14 protein-coding genes and 1 riboswitch are annotated in these 17,231 nt (G+C 62.9%); of the genes, 2 read left to right on the top strand and 12 right to left on the bottom strand.

What is annotated here, in order from left to right; genetic code table 11:
• Positions 1–216: 216 nt before the first annotated feature.
• The 7 genes from atzF to NQL71_RS07495 all read right to left on the bottom strand — a co-directional run bounded on the left by atzF (position 217) and on the right by NQL71_RS07495 (position 10,007).
• Positions 217–1,995: an allophanate hydrolase gene (atzF, locus tag NQL71_RS07525; protein ID WP_274642482.1), complete on the bottom strand. Its 1,779-nt coding sequence runs from the start codon at positions 1,993–1,995 to the stop codon at positions 217–219.
• 24 nt (positions 1,996–2,019) lie between these two features.
• On the bottom strand, positions 2,020–5,673 hold the full coding sequence (gene uca, locus NQL71_RS07520; RefSeq protein ID WP_274642481.1) for an urea carboxylase: 3,654 nt from the start codon (positions 5,671–5,673) through the stop codon (positions 2,020–2,022).
• Positions 5,674–5,932: 259 nt separating this feature from the next.
• Entirely contained in the window at positions 5,933–6,574 is a 642-nt protein-coding gene (locus NQL71_RS07515) for an urea amidolyase associated protein UAAP2 (protein WP_046816736.1), read from the bottom strand.
• An 11-nt stretch (positions 6,575–6,585) separates the two neighbouring features.
• Positions 6,586–7,311 (bottom strand): urea amidolyase associated protein UAAP1, encoded by a 726-nt coding sequence (locus NQL71_RS07510; protein WP_046816737.1) that lies wholly within the window; start codon positions 7,309–7,311, stop codon positions 6,586–6,588.
• Positions 7,312–7,323: 12 nt separating this feature from the next.
• On the bottom strand, positions 7,324–8,112 hold the full coding sequence (locus NQL71_RS07505; protein WP_274642480.1) for an ABC transporter ATP-binding protein: 789 nt from the start codon (positions 8,110–8,112) through the stop codon (positions 7,324–7,326).
• Positions 8,109–8,924, bottom strand: a complete 816-nt coding sequence (locus NQL71_RS07500; protein ID WP_274642479.1) for an ABC transporter permease — start codon at positions 8,922–8,924, stop codon at positions 8,109–8,111. The genes NQL71_RS07505 and NQL71_RS07500 overlap by 4 nt, the downstream gene beginning before the upstream one ends.
• A 15-nt stretch (positions 8,925–8,939) precedes the next feature.
• Complete coding sequence (locus NQL71_RS07495; protein ID WP_046816740.1) at positions 8,940–10,007, bottom strand: putative urea ABC transporter substrate-binding protein; 1,068 nt, start codon at positions 10,005–10,007, stop codon at positions 8,940–8,942.
• A gap of 60 nt (positions 10,008–10,067) precedes the next feature.
• Positions 10,068–10,168: riboswitch (guanidine-I (ykkC/yxkD leader) on the bottom strand.
• 338 nt (positions 10,169–10,506) lie between these two features.
• On the opposite strand from NQL71_RS07495, the gene NQL71_RS07490 reads away from it, so the two are divergent.
• Positions 10,507–10,965, top strand: coding sequence for a hypothetical protein (locus tag NQL71_RS07490; protein WP_077184201.1), 459 nt, complete (start codon positions 10,507–10,509; stop codon positions 10,963–10,965).
• A 118-nt stretch (positions 10,966–11,083) separates the two neighbouring features.
• Here NQL71_RS07490 and dspII read toward each other — a convergent pair whose 3' ends face one another.
• Positions 11,084–12,196: an enoyl-CoA hydratase/isomerase DspII gene (gene dspII / locus NQL71_RS07485; protein WP_046816742.1), complete on the bottom strand. Its 1,113-nt coding sequence runs from the start codon at positions 12,194–12,196 to the stop codon at positions 11,084–11,086.
• A 133-nt stretch (positions 12,197–12,329) separates the two neighbouring features.
• Here dspII and ung point away from each other — a divergent pair, with 133 nt between their 5' ends.
• Positions 12,330–13,028: a uracil-DNA glycosylase gene (gene ung / locus NQL71_RS07480; RefSeq protein WP_046816743.1), complete on the top strand. Its 699-nt coding sequence runs from the start codon at positions 12,330–12,332 to the stop codon at positions 13,026–13,028.
• Between the two features lie 112 nt (positions 13,029–13,140).
• Here ung and NQL71_RS07475 read toward each other — a convergent pair whose 3' ends face one another.
• The 4 genes from NQL71_RS07475 to NQL71_RS07460 are packed head-to-tail and all read right to left on the bottom strand — an operon-like array spanning position 13,141 to position 17,185.
• Entirely contained in the window at positions 13,141–14,181 is a 1,041-nt protein-coding gene (locus NQL71_RS07475; RefSeq protein WP_046816744.1) for an AbrB family transcriptional regulator, read from the bottom strand.
• Positions 14,174–15,688, bottom strand: coding sequence for a tripartite tricarboxylate transporter permease (locus NQL71_RS07470; RefSeq protein ID WP_046816745.1), 1,515 nt, complete (start codon positions 15,686–15,688; stop codon positions 14,174–14,176). Before NQL71_RS07470 ends, NQL71_RS07475 begins: the two co-directional genes overlap by 8 nt.
• Position 15,689: 1 nt before the next feature.
• Positions 15,690–16,148 carry a tripartite tricarboxylate transporter TctB family protein gene (locus NQL71_RS07465; protein WP_046816746.1) on the bottom strand — a complete coding sequence of 153 codons (459 nt, stop codon included), beginning with the start codon at positions 16,146–16,148 and terminating at the stop codon, positions 15,690–15,692.
• A gap of 59 nt (positions 16,149–16,207) precedes the next feature.
• A complete protein-coding gene (locus NQL71_RS07460) occupies positions 16,208–17,185 on the bottom strand; it encodes a Bug family tripartite tricarboxylate transporter substrate binding protein (protein ID WP_077184197.1) in 978 nt (325 codons plus the stop codon).
• Between the last annotated feature and the right edge of the window lie 46 nt (positions 17,186–17,231).

Raw genomic sequence — 17,231 nt, 5'->3', positions numbered from 1 at the left:
CCATTGTCAGCAATCCGATGGCAAGCATTCTAAGGGCTGGCGCGGGAAATAACTGCCCCATGTGCGCCGCGAATGGTCGTTCCTGTGTTGTGGCACAGATTGCAGATCGTTCCCACGCACCTGCGTGGGAATGCAGCCAGGGACGCTCTGCGTCCCCTCCAAAGCCGAACGCGGGGCGTCCGTTGAGGCATTCCCACGCGGAGCGTGGGAACGATCTCAGCTTCGAGACTGCAGGTAGGCGCGCCATCCACCCAGATGGCTGATATCCACTGCCCCCTCCAATCCATAGGCCTCACAGATAAACCCGCTTTCCCAGCGACCATCTGCCAGTTGCACCTTGCCCAGCCCCAGCGGTGCCGGGATGCCGGTGAGGAACGAGCCCAGTTCGCTGCTCGGCAACTCCCAGACTTCCACTGCAATCGCCACGCCGCCTTCCTTGACCCGGACCATGCCCGGACGCAACGGCGGGCCACCGGCCAAGGCATAGAGTTGATAATCGGCCGAGCTGAACGTCGATTCCACCAGGCGCGCGCCGCGCTGTTTGAGCTGCCAGTTCAACGCCAGGCCATCCAGGTGCGCGCCACAGACCACCAGCCGCGCCCGGTCATGTCGCGCAACAGCGGTCGGTGACGGGGCCGCCAAGCCTTGCTGGCGCTGCAAGCCGTCGGCCAGGCTCAACAGATACTGATCGGTGAACGCCCGCCCGAACAAGGTCACGCCCCAGGGCAGGCCGTTGTCCATGAACGCGCTGGGCACCGCGACGGCGGCGTAGTCGAGCAGGTTCATGAAGTTGGTGTAGTAGCCCAGTTCGCTATTGCGCCGTACCGGTTCGGCGTCGAGTTCTGCCAGGGAGACCGGGCGGCCAATGGTCGGCGTGATCACGCAGTCGAGGTTTTGCAGCGCTTGGTCGCACAGGGCTTTGAGCGCTTGCAGCCGGTATTGGGCGCGGAAGGTTTGCACACCGCTGACCGCCGGCGCCTTGGCCAACACAGCGCGGATCACCGGCAACACGGCTTGCGGGTTTTCCTCCATCAGCTCGCCAGCCACGCTGTAGCGTTCCGCCACCCACGGGCCTTCGTAGAGCAAACGCGCCGCTTCGAGGAAGGGCGACAGGTCCAGTTCTACCGCTTCACCACCGAGGGTCTTGAGTCGCTCGATTGCATCGGCAAATAACCGTGGGCCTTCAATGCAACCGAAAAATTCCAGGTCCTGCGCCCGCGGTACACCGAAACGGAACGCACGCACGGCGCCGAACGCCGAGCCGTCATTCCACAATGGATTACTGCGGCTGTACTCATCCCGTGGATCAAGTTTCGCGGTCAATGCGAGCAGTTGACTCGCCTCCCGGGCGGTCGCGGTAAAGGTTGTCACGCAATCGAGGGTGCGACAGGCCGGCACCACGCCCGCGGTGGAAATCAGGCCCTTGGTGGCTTTCATCCCGACCAGGTTGTTCAACGCCGCCGGCACCCGCCCGGAACCCGCGGTGTCAGTGCCCAGGGAAAAACTCGCCACACCGAGGGCCACCGCCAGGGAAGAGCCGGCGCTGGAACCACCCGACGGGTACTCCGGCAACACGCTGTTGGGGCACGCGCCATAGGGCGAGCGCGTGCCGTTGAGGCCGGTGGCGAACTGATCGAGGTTGGTCTTGCCCAGCGGCACGGCGCCCAGTGCCAGCAGTTGCTCGACGATGGTGGCTGAACGTTGCGGTACATAGGCAAACGCCGGGCACGCCGCTGTGGTCGTTATGCCGGCCAGGTCGATGTTGTCCTTGATCGCGAACGGCACGCCATAGAGGGGCAGGCTGTCGATGTCGCGGCCGTCGAGTGCGGCGAGGTAGGGTTCCAGTTCTTCGGCGCTGAGCAAATGGATGAACAGGTGATAGTCCGGGTTCAATGCCGCTGCTTTATAGCGCAGGCTTGATAACAATTGACGAGGCGTGGTGCTGCCGTCGCGATAAGCGTTGCGCAGGGCGTCGAGTTGCAGGTTGATGTTCATGGTATTCGTCCTTTCGAAATAGGTTCAGTCGAGTTCCAGCACCACGACGCGTTGTCCGGCGCGCACCGCCGAACCCGGCTGCACGCGAATCTCGCGCACCACGCCGGCCATTGGGGCGAGCAGGGGGATTTCCATCTTCATCGACTCCAGGATCACCAGCACGTCACCGGCTTCGACCCGGCTGCCGGCCTGCACCTGGACTTGCCAGAGGTTGCCGGCGATGTGGCTGTCGACGCTCTGCTGACCGCTGACCAGAGGCGCGTCTTCGCTCGCTTCTGGAACCAGCTCTTCGCTGTCGAAATGCGCCTGGCCGCTGGCGATCCAGCGCTCGCGCTCGGCGTTGAATGCGGTTTGTTGCTGATCACGAAAAGCGCTGATGGTCTCTGCTTCCTGTGCCAGGAAAGCCTGGTAGTCCGCCAGGTTCAGCTGGCTGTGTTCGATGTTCAGATCGAAACGCCCGAGGGGGAAATCCCGGCGAATGCGCAGCAGTTCATCGGCGCTGACCGGGTAGAAACGGATCTGGTCGAAGAAGCGCAGCAGCCAGGGTTTGCCATCGAACGCGGCGACTTCGCGGTAGCGATTCCACATCTGCAAGGTGCGCCCGACAAACTGATAACCGCCGGGGCCTTCCATGCCGTACACGCACATGTAGGCGCCGCCGATGCCCACCGAATTTTCCGCGGTCCAGGTGCGCGCCGGGTTGTACTTGGTGGTCACCAGGCGATGGCGCGGATCGAGCGGGGTGGCGACCGGTGCGCCGAGGTAGACATCGCCCAGGCCCATCACCAGGTAGCTGGCGTCGAACACCGTGCGTTGCACTTCGTCGAGGTTCGGCAGGTCGTTGATGCGGCGGATGAACTCCAGGTTGCTTGGGCACCAGGGGGCGTCCTTGCGCACGGTGGTCATGTATTTCTCGATCGCCAGCTGACAGGCCGGGTCGTCCCAGGACAGCGGCAGGTGGACGATGCGCGAAGGCACCTGCAGGTCCTTGGCCGCGCACACGGCGTCCCATTCCCCAGCCACGATGCCGAGCAGGTCGGCGAGCGGCAATTGCTCGGGTTGGTAGTGCACTTGCAGCGAGCGGATGCCCGGGGTCAGGTCGATCACACCGTGCAGGTCTTTGCTTTCCAGCGCCTGCATCAGGGCGTGGGCGCGGAAGCGCAGGACGAGGTCCAGTTCGGGGGCGCCGATTTCAAGGAGCAGATGGGTATCGCCGGAAAGGCGCGCCACCAGGCGCGTGTCGTCCTGACCAATGTCCAATACAACAGGCGACACCATCCCCTGTGGAAGCGGCGGTGCGGCGATCCGACTTGCTCGCGAAAGCGGTGCTTCAGACACATCAATGTTGACTGACACGCCCCCTTCGCGAGCAAGCCCGCTCCCACATTGATCCCATTTCAAGGCCAGGGTGCGGGCGGTCTTGATGTCGACGGGGGAGAACTGCACCTTGTCTCCAGCCTTGAGCTGCCCAAGTTGCCAAAGATCCGCCTCGATCACCGTCACCGGGCACACGAACCCGCCCAGGCTCGGGCCATCCGGGCCGAGGATCACCGGCATGTCACCGGTGAAATCCACTGCGCCAATGGCGTATGGATTGTCGTGAATATTTGATGGGTGCAGCCCGGCCTCACCACCATCGGCGCGCACCCATTCAGGCTTTGGCCCGATCAGGCGCACGCCGGTGCGGCTGGAGTTGAAATGCACTTCCCACTGGGTCGCGAAGAAAGTGCCGATGTAGTTTTCGGTGAAGTATTCCGGTGCGCCGTGAGGGCCGTAGATCACGCGAATTTGTCGTACCGCAGGCAACTCGGCGATATCAGGCAGTTGCGCACCGACGCTACGGTCACAGAGCGCCGGTAGGTGCAAGACATCCCCGGCGCGTAGAGCACGACCGCCATGCCCGCCAAACTGGCCGAGGGTGAAGGTACTTTTGCTGCCCAGATAATCCGGGACCTGCAAGCCACCGCGCAGGCACAGATAGCTACGCGCGCCAGCGCCGGCAATGGTGCCGAGACTCAATGTGGCACCGGCCGGAATCAGCAGAGCGGTGTTCATCGGCACGGCTTCACCGTTCAGCGTGAGCGGAATTTGCGCACCGGTCACCGCCACCACCGCATCACAATTGAACCGCAGCAACGGCCCGCTCATGGTGATTTCCAGCGCTGCGGCGCCTTCGTCATTGCCCAGCAAGAGGTTGCCCAGGCGCAACGCGCGACTGTCCATCGGCCCCGATGGCGGCACGCCTACCGCCCAATAGCCGAGGCGGCCGGGATAGTCCTGGACGCTGGTCTGGGTGCCGGCGTTGAGTACTTCGAAGGTGTTGGCCTGATACACCAGGCCTTCCAGGCAACGGGTCCATGGCTGGCCGCTGGCGAAAGGCACATCCAGCAGAATCTGCCGCAGGTAATCGCGGTTGGTTTCCACGCCATAGAGCAGGCTTTTACCCAATGCCTCATGCAGATCGGCGCGCGCTTCTTCGCGGGTCGGCGCCCAGCTGATGACCTTGGCGATCATCGGGTCGAAGTAGGGCGGGATCTCGCAACCGGCCTCGACCCAGGTGTCGATGCGCAGCTGTTTGCCGTCGGCGCCGGGAAAATCTACGGCAGTCAGCAAGCCCGGACTCGGTTGAAAATCCCGCCCCGGATCTTCGGCATAAAGTCGTGCCTGAATCGCATGGCCGTCAGCTTTCAAGTCCTGGCTCAACGCGCTCAGCGGCGGCAGATCACCGGCTGCCAATTGCACCATCCAGCGCACCAGATCGACGCCCCAGACTTGCTCGGTAACGCCGTGTTCCACCTGCAAGCGAGTGTTCACTTCCAGGAAGTAGAAACGCCGTGCATCGCTGTCAAAGACGAACTCGACTGTGCCGGCGCTGCGGTAACTGACCGCCTTGGCCAGCTTGATCGCGGCTGCGCAGAGTTCATCGGCCATGCCCTCGGGCAGGTTTGGCGCCGGGGTTTCTTCGAGGACTTTCTGGTTGCGCCGCTGCACCGAACAGTCGCGCACGCCCAGGGCGATTACCTCGCCACGGCCGTCGCCAAACACTTGCACTTCCAGGTGCCGGGCGCGCTGGATGTACTTCTCGATGAACACGCCGGCGTCGCTGAAATTGTTCTGGCCCAGGCGCTTGACCGCCTCGAAGGATTCGCTCAACTCGACCGCGCTGCGGCACACACGCATGCCGATGCCGCCACCGCCGGCGGTGCTTTTAAGCATGACCGGATAACCGACTTGCTCGCCGGCGATCAGCGCTGCGTCGAGGCTGTCGAGCAACTCGGTGCCTTCGAGCATCGGCACGCCGTGTTGTCTGGCCAGGGCGCGGGCGGTGTGCTTGAGGCCGAATACGCGTAGCTGCTCTGGGGTCGGGCCGATGAAAGCGATGTCGGCGGCTTCGCAGGCTTCGGCGAAGGCGGCGTTTTCCGAGAGAAAGCCGTAGCCGGGGTGAATCGCCGTGGCGCCTGTGGCCTTGGCGATGGCGAGGATTTTGTCCACCGCCAGGTAGGTGCCAGCCGCCGCGCCTTCACCAAGGCAATGGGCCTCATCGGCTTGCAGGATGTGCAGGCTCGCGGCATCGGCTTCGGAGTACACGGCAACGCCTGCCACCTGCAGTTCGCGCAGGGTGCGCAGGATGCGGCAGGCAATCGCGCCACGGTTGGCAATCAGGACTTTTTCGAACATGGCATAACCCCTGGAGGGGATGCGGGCCGTCCCGCAGTTTTTTGACATGCATCGGGGCCGTCCCCGATGACAGAAATTCACACCACCCCCTATAGGAGCTGGCTTGCCAGCGAAGACGGAGTGTCAGTCGACATCCATGCTGGATGTGACGACCCCTTCGCTGGCAAGCCAGCTCCTACAGAGAGAAGTGGTCACTTAATGCACTGCCCGGAGCGGGCCTGGCACAGGGCGAATAACCATTTACGCAAACGGCTGAGTGTCAGTTCCATACCAGCAGCTCCGCAGGGGTCGGGTTGTAGGCGTTGCACGGGTTGTTCAGTTGCGGGCAGTTGGAGATCAGCACGATCACGTCCATCTCGGCGCGCAGGTCGACGTACTTGCCCGGTGCGGAAATGCCGTCTTCGAACGTCAGCCCGCCGTCTGCCGTGACGGGTACGTTCATGAAGAAATTGATGTTCGGCCCGATGTCGCCTTTGCCCAGGCGCCCGTCATGCACGCAGGCGCGCAGGTAGTTGTCGCGGCAGCTGTGCATATGGCGTTTTTCCAAGGCGTAGCGCACGGTGTTGCTCTCTTGCGCGCAGGCGCCGCCGAGGGTGTCGTGGCGCCCGCAAGTGTCGGCGACGATAGTCAGCATCGGCTTGCCGAGGTTGGAATACAGCACGCTGCCGGTCGTGAGGTACACGCTGTTCTGCCGCCGCAGGGTGCGCTGCACGTCGTAGCGTTCCTTGGGATTGGCGACGCTGTAGAACAGGGTGTCGACAGCCTGGTTGCCTTCCAGGTCGAGGATGCGCAGGGTCTGGCCGGCCTTGACCTCCATCAGCCAGGGTTCGCCGGCGGGGATGGTTGCACGGTAGACCGCGGTTTCTGGCTGCGGGTGAACTGTGGCGATTGCAAGTGACATGGCAGCGATCCTCAGGCGAACAGACGGTCGGTGTTGATGAAGCCGCGCTCGTTTTCCGGGCGCGAGGTACGGCAGTGTTCGGCGACGCTGGAGTCGGCGTTCATCCAGCTCAGCTTCAAGGGTTTCGGGGCGTACTCCGGGGCCGGGTCCATCGGATGCTGCAGGGCGGTGAGCACCACCAGGGTGTCCATCGGCGCGTACAACTCGATGTAGTCGCCGGCCTTGGAATTGCCTTCGACGAAGTGGAAGCGCCCGGCGTCGTCGACGTTCACCCGGCTGAACAGGTTGAGGGTCATCAGCAGGTCGGACAGGCCCAGGCCCCACTTGCCCAGTTCCACCAGCAGGTTGTCGGTGCCGTTGCGGAAGAAGCCGTTACGCAGTTCCTGATAGCGGCCCTGGCCGTATTTTTCTGCCACTTCTTCAGCGCAGAGCACGCCGCCAAGGCTGTCGCTCCAGCCGCAGGTGTCAGCGGTGATGGCGGCCAGTACGCGGCCCATGTCCGAGTACAGGCAATGGCCGGCGGTGAGCTTGGCAGTGTGTTGGCATTTGAGGCTGTCAGGCAGGTTCAGGCGTTCGGTTTTTTCATTGGCGTTGAGCAGCGTCAGGCTGACGTTGGCGCCGCCGCGCAGGTCGGTCAGGCGCAGCAGCTGGCCGCGTTTGAGCACGAAGGAACGGTGGCCGCCACCGGGCAGCATTTCTTCGGCGAAGGGCGGGAACAGTTGGGTCGAATCAGTCATGTCGAAGTCCTCTCAAGCGGTTCGTAGCGCGCCTGCCAGTTGCACCGGCAAGGCGTCGACGGCGGCACGGCAGGTGCGGCGGTCGCTGTTCAAAGGGATGTCGTAGGTGATGCGTGCGCCATAGGCGCCGGGGGCGTGCGGGTCGAGGCGGACCTTGTCGAACACCAGCAGGCGAGTGCCGAGGCTGAAGCCTTCGGACAGGTCATGGGTGACCATGAATACCGTCAGTCGGGTCTCGCGCCACAGCTCCAGCAGCAGGGCGTGCATGTCCTTGCGGATGCCCGGATCGAGGGCGCCGAAGGGTTCGTCGAGCAGCAACACCCGTGGCTTCATGATCAGCGCCTGGGCGATGGCGAGGCGTTGTTGCATGCCGCCGGAAAGCTGCGCCGGGTACTTGTCCAGCGAGTGCCCGAGGCCGACTTTGTGCAGCAGCACCGTAGCCTGTTCGCGGGCCTGCTTTTTAGCGCTGCCGAACAGGCGTCCGAGCAAGGGCGAGCGGGGCAGTTCGAGGCCGAGGGCGACGTTGTCCAGCACGCTCAGATGCGGGAATACCGAATAGCGCTGGAACACCACGCCGCGGCTGGCATCCGGCTCTGCGGCCAAGGGCTGACCGTCGAGCAGGATCTCGCCGCGACTGGCGCGTTCCTGGCCGAGCAGCAGGCGCAGGAAGGTCGATTTACCGCATCCGGAGGCGCCTACCAGGGTGCAGAACTCACCCTCGGCGACGCTCAGGTTCAGACCTTCGAGCACCACCTGGTCGGCGTATTGCTGCCAGACGTTTTTCACCGTGATGAAACTCATGCCCGCGCTCCTTCGTACCAGGGGAATGCACGCAGGGTCAGGCGCTTGAGGCCCCAATCCATCAGCCAGGCGAGCAGGGTGATCCACACCACGTACGGCAGGATCACGTCCATCGCCAGGTAGCGGCGCACCAGGAAAATCCGGTAGCCGAGGCCGTCGGTGGAGGCGATGGCTTCGGCGGCAATCAGGAACAGCCACGCCGAACCCAGCATCAGGCGCAGCGAGATCAGCAGGCGCGGCAGCAATTGCGGCAGCACCACCCGCAGCATCAGGGTCCAGGTCGATGCACCGAGGGTCTGCGCCTTGATCAGCAGTTCCACGGGAATTTCCCGGGCGCGCTGTTCCAGGTCGCGGGCCAGGGCCGGCGTGATGCCGATCACGATCAGCATCACTTTCGACAATTCCCCCAGGCCGAAGACGATGAACAGGATCGGCAGGATCGCCAGCGGTGGCACCATCGACAGCACGGTCAGCAAGGGTGACAAGGGCGCGCCGAACAGCGGCAGGGTGCCGGCGGCAATGCCCAGGCACAGGCCGGTGAGCGCGCTGATGCCCAAGCCGATGGCCAGGCGTCGCAGGCTGGAGGCGCTGTCCTGCCAGAGCAGGTATTCGCCGGTGCGGCTGTCGGCCACGAAGGCCAGGCGCTGCACGGCGTCGCTCATTTGTACGGCGCTGGGCAGCAGCTTGTCGTTGGGATTGTCTGCCAGCCGCTCGGCCGAGCCCATGAAGTAGGCGAACAGCAGCAGGGCGAACGGCAGGATCACCAGCAACAGGCGGCTCGGGCGATCCGGGTGGCGATTGATCAGGCGCATGGCCAAGTCCTCTGGTTACAACTTGGCGTCGGCAGCCATCTGCACGTAACTGGGGTCGAAGCGCAGCTTGAGGTTGCCCTTGTCGCCGCTGGTGACCCCGTTGGCGAAGGCCATGCCGACCGCGCTGGTGTCTTTGGCGCCTTCACCGAGCAAGCCGTGCTGGAAGGAAAACTCGGCCACCTTGCGCATGGTTTCCGGCAGTTGCTTGCTGGTGCTGAACGCCAGGGCTTCCTGGGGGGTGGCGAACAATTTGGTGGTGTCCAGCTGCGCCTGGAAACCGGCCAGGTCGGTGCCCGAGGCTTTGGCCATGTGCTCCAGTGCGGCCTTGCTCGCGGCGTTTTTCGCGTTCATCAATTCGATCACTTCGAACCAGGCGCCGGTCAGCGCTTTACCCAGGGCCGGGTTGTCCTTGAGGGTCTGGGAGTTGACCACCATCATGTCCATGATCTCGCCCGGTATCTGGCTGGAATTGAATACCTCGGTCACCCCGGGCTTGGCCTTGATGTCCGACAGCATCGGGTTCCAGGTGGTGACGGCGCTGACCTGGTCGGTGTTGAAGGCGGCGGAGATGTCGGCGTCGGAGGTGTTGACCACTTTCAGGTCTTTCTCGGTGAGGTCTACCGAATCCAGGGCCCTGGCCAGCAGGTAGTGCGACACCGAGAGTTCGACCAGATTGACGTCCGTGCCCTTGAGGTCGGCGACTTTCTTGCCTTCGCCCTTGAGCACGATGCCGTCGTTGCCGTTGGAGAAGTCGCTGACGATCAGCGCGGTGCTGTCGACGCCGCCAGCGGCCGGAATGGTCAGCGCATCCATGTTGGTCATGGTGCAGCCGTCGAATTGGCCGGCGGTGTACTGGTTGATCGATTCGACGTAGTCATTGAGCTGCACCACATCGATCTTGATGCCGTACTTCTTCGCCCACTTGTCGACGATGCCTTGGCTGCCAGCGTATTCCCATGGCATCCAGCCGGCGTAGATCGTCCAGCAGACGCTGAAGTGGTCTTTCTGGGCGGCGTGGGACGAGAGGCTCACGAGGGCTGCGAAGGCAGCGGCGAGCAGGGCGGGTAAACGATGCTGGGACATGGTGGTTCTCCAGTTGATCAAGGGCGGACAGGAAGGCAGCGGCACCGCGAACGGTGGCTTGTCTCCCGGGCTTTTGTCCCGCCGTGTAACCTCAACTGGAGGTCGCCAACTCTCGGACCAGCCACTCGCGCTTGCGAGCCGGAACCCTAGTCAGCCATTGCAAATTGTGGTGCCGCGAACCTGTGATGACTCCTGCACGTATTTGCTAAAGCGAGAGACGTGCCAAGTCGATTGAACCGCTCTGGTCCGCGGGGTTGTTCTACTGATCATGTAACAAGGTCGCTTGCGGCTGCCTTGTGATGGTGCGCGGGTGCACCGCAATGGGACGTGTTGGCCATCGTTAACGGATGAAAAACCTTTCATCGACGAGATGTTTCAACGTATTGCGGAAACGCACCAGATCTCGAATTCGATGTCTGATCTATCGACAGTCACAGAAAGTTTGACTGTCGCTTGCCAGCGTCGCTGGTATGGCTCACTCGCGGTCCAGGAGGCCGCTATGCATCGACAAATTCTTCTGATTGCCGTGTTGGGTTTGTTTCTGAATGGTTGCGTACCATATTCCGATGGAGGAGCCGGTTATTACAGTTCCGAGGTCTACACCTCGCCAGCGCCCTATTACGCCGGCGGCGGCTCTTACTACTCCAACGGCGGCGGTTACTACACGCCACCGCGCCGGTACTACGCGCCGCCTGCACGGTATTACCAGCCCACACCGCGCTATTACCACCAGCCGCGGGTTTATCAACCGGCGCCGCGCTATTACCAACCGGCACCACGCTATTACCAGGCTCGCCCAGACTACCGGGCGCATGGTTGGGATGGCCGTAACCGCGGCGGCTGGAACAACGATGATCGGGGTGGACGCAACAACAACCGCGGCGGTCGAGGTGACCATAACGGCCGGGGCGATCATAACGGTCGCGGTGATCACGACGGCCGGGGCAACCACCGCTAGTCTCATGCATTAAAGCAATACCTGTGGGAGCGGGCTTGCTCGCGAATAGGGCGTGTCAGGAAACGTTAATGTCGACTGTCACTCCGCCTTCGCGAGCAAGCCCGCTCCCACATTTGGTTCAGTAATCCGACAGATCCGCCAACGGATGACGACCTTCCCAGACCTTGTGGAAATGCGCCTCTACCACCGCATCCGGCACGTTGTTGACGTCCGGCCAATGCCAGTGGGGTTTCTGGTCCTTATCGATCAACCGTGCGCGCACGCCCTCGCTGAATTCGGGATGGCGACAGCAGTTGAGGCTCAGGGTGTATTCCATCTCGAAGACTTGCGCCAGCGACAGGTGGCGGGCTCGTTTGATCTGTTCCCAGACCAGATGCGCGGTCAGCGGCGAGCCTTCGATCAGGTTGCGCGCGGCGCGGTTGAGCAGCGGGTCGGCGTGATCGCGCAGGGCGGCGATGGCCTTCCAGGCACAGCGCACATCACTGACGTCCAGCAGTTCATCGATCTGCTGGCGGCGAGGCAGCCACTGGGCTTCGGGCATCTGCGCAACGGCCTCCTGCTGCAAGGCCTTGAGCAGGCTGTTGAGTTGCATCGGCGTCTGTTCCTGCCAGTTCAACTGCAGCAGGCCTTCGATCAGCTGTGGCTGCTGCTCGTCGAGCAGGAAACGATCAGCCAGGTCGAGATCGATCGCATCGCGACCGTTCATGTGGGCACCGGTCAAGCCCAGAAACAATCCGAGTTTGCCGGGCAAGCGTGACAGGAACCAGCTGGCGCCGACGTCCGGGTACAGGCCGATGGTGATCTCCGGCATGGCCAGCCGGCTGCTCGGGGTGACAATCCGAATGCTCGCTCCCTGCAACAGCCCCATGCCGCCCCCCAGCACATAGCCGTGGCCCCAGCAGATCAGCGGTTTTGGATAGGTATGCAGACTGAAGTCCAGGCGATATTCCGCGGCGAAGAAATTTGCGGCCAAGGGGGGGACTTCGCCCGGATGGGCGCGACAGGCCTCGACCAGGCTGCGCACTTCGCCGCCGGCACAGAAGGCCTTGATGCCGTGACCGCGCAGCATCACGCAAACGATTTGCGGTTCCTTGGCCCAGGCGTCCAACCTGTCGCGCAGGGCGTTGATCATCGGCAGGGACAGGGCGTTCAACGATTGCTCGGCATCCAGTGTGGCAATGCCGATGCGGGCGCCGTCAGTGCCGGTGAGTTCTTCGAAATGCAGATTCATCGGTGACCTCGCTGGGGAATTTGAGGGTTAAGTATGATCGCTGTGTGGGAAAGTGCCGGATCTGTGTCAGATCAATTGACAAGCGTGATGGGCTTTCCTAGGGTTCGCCCCATTGTTTTTGCCGGATGTAACCATGACTGCTGACGACCGTATCAAACTCGAACCGAGCTGGAAGGAGGCACTGCGTGCCGAATTCGACCGGCCCTACATGGCAGAGTTGCGAAAATTCCTCCAGGACGAGCGGGCGGCGGGCAAGGAAATCTATCCGCCGGGGCCGATGATCTTCAACGCGCTCAATTCCACGCCGCTGGACAAGGTCAAGGTGGTCATTCTCGGCCAGGACCCGTATCACGGCCCGGGCCAGGCGCACGGCCTGTGTTTCTCGGTACAACCGGGCGTGCCGGCGCCGCCGTCGCTGGTCAATATCTATAAAGAATTGAAGCGCGACCTGAACATCGACATCCCCAGCCATGGCTACCTGCAAAGCTGGGCCGAGCAGGGCGTGTTGATGCTCAATACCACCATGACCGTGGAGCGTGCCAACGCCAACGCGCACAAGGACAAGGGGTGGCAGTTTTTCACCGACCGGATCATTGAAGTGGTCAGCCAGCAGCAACCGCATCTGGTGTTCATGCTGTGGGGCGCCCATGCCCAGAGCAAACAAAAGCTGATCGATGCCACCAAGCACCTGGTGCTGACCTCGGTGCACCCGTCACCGCTGTCGGCCTATCGCGGCTTCCTCGGGTGCGGGCATTTCAGCCGGACCAACAAGTTCCTGGAGCAGAATGGCGAGACGCCGATCGAGTGGCGCTTGCCACCGGTCGTCCAATGATCGTTCCCACGCTCTGCGTGGGAATGCCTCAACGGACGCTCCGCGTTCGGCTCTGAATGGGACGCAGAGCGTCCCGGGCTGCATTCCCACGCAGAGCGTGGGAACGATCAGGTCAGGAGGACTCTGGATTGCGGTTCCAGTACTTGAACAACGGCTCCGCCAGAAACAACACGAACAACAGCCGCATCACCTGCATCGCCGTTACCAGCGGCACCGACAATTGCAGGGTTTCGGCGGTCAGGCTCATCTCGGCAATCCCGCCGGGCATCATGCCCAGCGTCAGCGAGCGCAGATCCAGGTGAGTCAGCGCACTCAAGCCCAGCGCTGCCGCCGTGGCGATCAACATGGTCAACACCGTGCCGATCAAGGTCCGGCCCATGAACGACGGCGCGCGCCGGAAAAACTGACGATTGAAGTGACACCCCAGGCCGCTGCCGATCAGCCATTGGCCGATCTGGCTGCCACCGTTGGGCAAGCCGATGTGCAGGTCCCAACCAATGCTCACCGATGCGCTCACCAGCAAGGGACCGAACAGCCAGGGATTGGGTTGACGCAGTCGTTCCCAGACCCAGGCCGCCACCGCCCCTGCCGGTATCAACACCGCCAGCCAGCCCCAATCGATGCTGCCGGCGTGGGCAATCGGCGCACCGTCACCCAACAAGTATTTGAAGGCCGCCGGTACGCAAAGCACGACCACCAATACCCGCAAACTTTGCCCGGCCGCGACCCGACTGAGCACCGCACCGTTGCGTGCGCCAAGATTGACCATCTCCCCGGAACCACCGGGCATGCTGGAAAAGAACGCCGTGGCGCGATCTTCACCCGTGCGACGCATCAGCCACACGCCGACGACCGCTGACAGGCTGGTGACCAGGGCGCCGAAGAAGATCAGGCCGAAATGGCTCAGCACCTGCTCCATCACCACCGGGGTGAAGTGCAGGCCGATGCCGATGCCGATGATCCACTGGCCGCACTTGCGCCCGCCAGGGATTTCCGCCAGTTGCCAGGGTGTCAGGCAGCGCACCAGGATGATCGCCAGCAACGAGCCGACCATCCACGGTAAAGGCCAGCCGACCTGGCTGGCGAGATAACCGCCCAGCAGGCCGACCAGCGGGGTTCCCCACCAGAGTATGAAGGGGGACCGATCAGACATCGGCGATAGCGCGTTGCGCGGCCGAACGTTTGCGCCAGATGCGGATAAGCGGCATCAACAGCATGATCGCCGTCAGGACCCAGCAACCGAAAGTGATCGGGCTAGACCAGAGGATTTCCAGCGCACCGTTGGAAATCGACAGGGCACGACGCAGGTTCTGTTCCATCAGGCCGCCGAGAATGAAACCCAGCAACACGGGCGACAGTGGGAAGTCCAGCTTGCGCAGAATGTAGCCGAAGATGCCGATGCCGATCATCAGGAACAGGTCGAAGGTGGTGGCGTGCACCGCATAGACGCCGATCCCGGTAATGATCGCGATCACCGGCACCAGCGCCCAGTTCGGCACGGCGAGGATACGGGTGAAGATGCGGATCATCGGAATGTTGAGGATCACCAGCATCACGTTGGCGATGAACAACGAGGCGATCAGGCCCCAGACGATGTCCGGTTGCTGTTGGAACAGCAGCGGGCCGGGGGTGATGTTGTACAGCGACAGGGCGCCGATCATCACCGCCGTGGTGCCCGAGCCCGGAACGCCGAGGGTCAGCATCGGCACCAGGGCACCGCAGGCCGCGCCACCGATGGCGGTTTCCGGGGCCGCGAGGCCACGCATGTCACCCTGGCCGAACGTGCCCTTGGCGCCCGCCATGCGTTTTTCGGTCATGTAGGCCACGGCACTGGCCAGGGTCGCTCCGGCACCCGGCAATACGCCCATGATGAAACCCAGGACGCCGCAACGAAGGTTCACCACGAACACCGACGCCGCTTCCTTGAAGTTGAACATCATGCGGCCGGTGGCTTTCACCGCTTCCTGGCCGTGGTGGGTTTTCTCCAGTAACAGCAGGATTTCACTGATGGAGAACAGGCCCAGCACCAGTACCACGAACTGAATGCCGTCGGTGAGGTGGATGTTGTCCCCGGTGAAGCGGTACACGCCGCTGTTGGCGTCGATGCCGACGGTCGACAGGAACAGGCCGATCAGCGCCGCGATGAAGGTTTTCAACGGGCGGTCACCGGCCATGCCGCCAAGACAGACAATGGCGAACACCATCAGCACGAAGTATTCCGCCGGGCCGAAGGCGATCGCCCATTTCGCCAGCAGCGGGGCGAACAGCACCATGCCGCAGGTGGCGATGAAGGCACCGATGAACGAGCTCCACGCCGACAGCGACAACGCCACGCCGGCCAGGCCTTTGCGGGCCATCGGGTAGCCATCGAGGGTGGTCATCACGGTGGAAGCTTCGCCCGGAATGTTCAGCAGGATCGAGCTGATCCGGCCGCCGTATTCGCAACCCAGGTACACCGCCGCCAGCAGGATCAGTGCCGATTCCGGTGGCAGACCGAGAGCGAAGGCGATGGGGATCAGCAGCGCCACGCCGTTGATCGGCCCCAGGCCCGGCAGCAGGCCGACCACGGTGCCGATCAGGGTGCCACAGAGTGCGGTCACCAGGTTGTACGGGCTCAGCGCGACGCCGAAGCCCTGACCCAAATAGCCAAGAGTATCCATATCAGTTCTCCAGAACGTCGAGCACGCCAAGTGGCAGTGGCACGTCCATCAACTTGTCGAACAGCAGGTAGAGGCCGACGGCCATCAGGCTGATGATCACGATGCTTGGCACCCAGCGACCGCCATACAGACGGGCCATGGGCACGCCGATCAGGATGCTGGCGACGATGAAACCCAGCGGTTCGAAGGTGCCGGCGAACACCAGTAGCAGCGCTACGCAGATGCCGATCTTGGTCAGGGTTTCGCGATCCAGCGGCGGCTCGTCTTCGCTGTGCTTGATCGGAGCCGGACGGAACACCATGTACAACAGCGCTGAGCCCATCAGGCCAAGCATCAACAGCGGAAAGGCCCGAGGCCCCACCGGTTCGTAGGAAAAAGCCGCTTGATACGGCCAGGCCATCAGCGCGAGGCCGAGACAGGCCAGCAACAGCACCGAAGCAAAAATGCGTTGTAAGAGCATGGGGGAACTCCTGTGCCGCGACTCCGCCAAACGGAGTCGCAGCCGCTAGACAGAGGCGATCACTGGATCAGGCCGAACTCTTTGGCCAGCACTTTGTAGTCCGCAACCTGTTTCTTCACGTAGGTGTCCAGTTCCGGGCCGGTCATGGCGAACGGGAACAGTTCACGCTGATCGCGCAGCTTGGCGAACTCGGGGGAGGCCAGCAGTTTGTCGAAGGAGTCTTTCCACCAGGCATAGTCTTCGTCGCTGACTTTTGGCCCGAGGTAGAAACCGCGCACCACTGGCCAGACGATGTCGTAGCCTTGCTCGCGGGCGGTCGGAATGTCTTTCATCTCCGGCTCGTCCAGGCGCTTGTCGGAGAACACTGCCAGCAGGCGCATGTCGCCGCTCTGGATGTGCGGCATGGAGTCGGAGATGTCGGTGCTGCCGACCTGGATGTGGCCGCCGAGCAGGGCGGTGGCGATTTCACCGCCGCCTTCGAGGGCGACGTAACGCAGGTCACGCGGGTTGATCCCGGCGGCCTTGGCGATCAGCGCGGTCTGCATCCAGTCCTGGCTGCCGACGGTGCCGCCGGAACCGATCACCACTTTGCTCGGATCTTTCTTCAGCGCCTGCACCAGATCGTCCAGGGTCTTGTAGGGCGAATCGCTTTTCACTGCGATGGCGCCGTAGCTGGTGCCGACGGCGGCCAGCCAGCGCACGTTGGTTTCATCGAAACGACCGAACTTGCCCTGGGCCAGGTTCAGCAACGAACCGCTGGACCAGGCCACCAGCGTGCCGGCATCCGCCGGGCGCTGGGCGACCACTGCGTTATAGGCCACTGCGCCGACACCGCCGGGCATGTAGGTCACGCGCATCGGCTTGGTCAGCAGCTTTTCGTTGACCAGCGCGCTCTGCGCCAGTTTGCAGGTCAGGTCGAAACCGCCGCCGGGCGAGGCCGGGGCGATGCATTCCGGGCGCTTGGGCTCGGCCATCAGTTGGCCGGCAAACAGCATGCAGCTGGCGGCGAGGGCGAAACGGCGCAGTGATCGATTCATGTTTGTCTCCACAGGAGTTTTTGTTTTTGGGGGATGTTTCAGATGC

The organism is Pseudomonas serbica (assembly GCF_028823535.1).
GTDB classification, from domain to species: Bacteria; Pseudomonadota; Gammaproteobacteria; order Pseudomonadales; family Pseudomonadaceae; genus Aquipseudomonas; species Aquipseudomonas serbica.
Note: the sequence above shows the minus strand (reverse complement) of the source record. Positions and strands in the feature narration are given on the sequence as shown.

Bases quoted from the DNA above. Each gene is read 5' to 3' on its own strand.
- NQL71_RS07500 (WP_274642479.1), bottom strand. From the start codon at position 8,924: ATGCGCCTGATCAATCGCCACCCGGATCGCCCGAGCCGCCTGTTGCTG.
- uca (WP_274642481.1), bottom strand. From the start codon at position 5,673: ATGTTCGAAAAAGTCCTGATTGCCAACCGTGGCGCGATTGCCTGCCGC.
- NQL71_RS07515 (WP_046816736.1), bottom strand. From the start codon at position 6,574: ATGTCACTTGCAATCGCCACAGTTCACCCGCAGCCAGAAACCGCGGTC.
- NQL71_RS07465 (WP_046816746.1), bottom strand. From the start codon at position 16,148: ATGCTCTTACAACGCATTTTTGCTTCGGTGCTGTTGCTGGCCTGTCTC.
- NQL71_RS07470 (WP_046816745.1), bottom strand. From the start codon at position 15,688: ATGGATACTCTTGGCTATTTGGGTCAGGGCTTCGGCGTCGCGCTGAGC.
- NQL71_RS07460 (WP_077184197.1), bottom strand. From the start codon at position 17,185: ATGAATCGATCACTGCGCCGTTTCGCCCTCGCCGCCAGCTGCATGCTG.
- NQL71_RS07510 (WP_046816737.1), bottom strand. From the start codon at position 7,311: ATGACTGATTCGACCCAACTGTTCCCGCCCTTCGCCGAAGAAATGCTG.
- dspII (WP_046816742.1), bottom strand. From the start codon at position 12,196: ATGAATCTGCATTTCGAAGAACTCACCGGCACTGACGGCGCCCGCATC.
- NQL71_RS07490 (WP_077184201.1), top strand. From the start codon at position 10,507: ATGCATCGACAAATTCTTCTGATTGCCGTGTTGGGTTTGTTTCTGAAT.
- NQL71_RS07505 (WP_274642480.1), bottom strand. From the start codon at position 8,112: ATGAGTTTCATCACGGTGAAAAACGTCTGGCAGCAATACGCCGACCAG.
- ung (WP_046816743.1), top strand. From the start codon at position 12,330: ATGACTGCTGACGACCGTATCAAACTCGAACCGAGCTGGAAGGAGGCA.
- atzF (WP_274642482.1), bottom strand. From the start codon at position 1,995: ATGAACATCAACCTGCAACTCGACGCCCTGCGCAACGCTTATCGCGAC.
- NQL71_RS07475 (WP_046816744.1), bottom strand. From the start codon at position 14,181: ATGTCTGATCGGTCCCCCTTCATACTCTGGTGGGGAACCCCGCTGGTC.
- NQL71_RS07495 (WP_046816740.1), bottom strand. From the start codon at position 10,007: ATGTCCCAGCATCGTTTACCCGCCCTGCTCGCCGCTGCCTTCGCAGCC.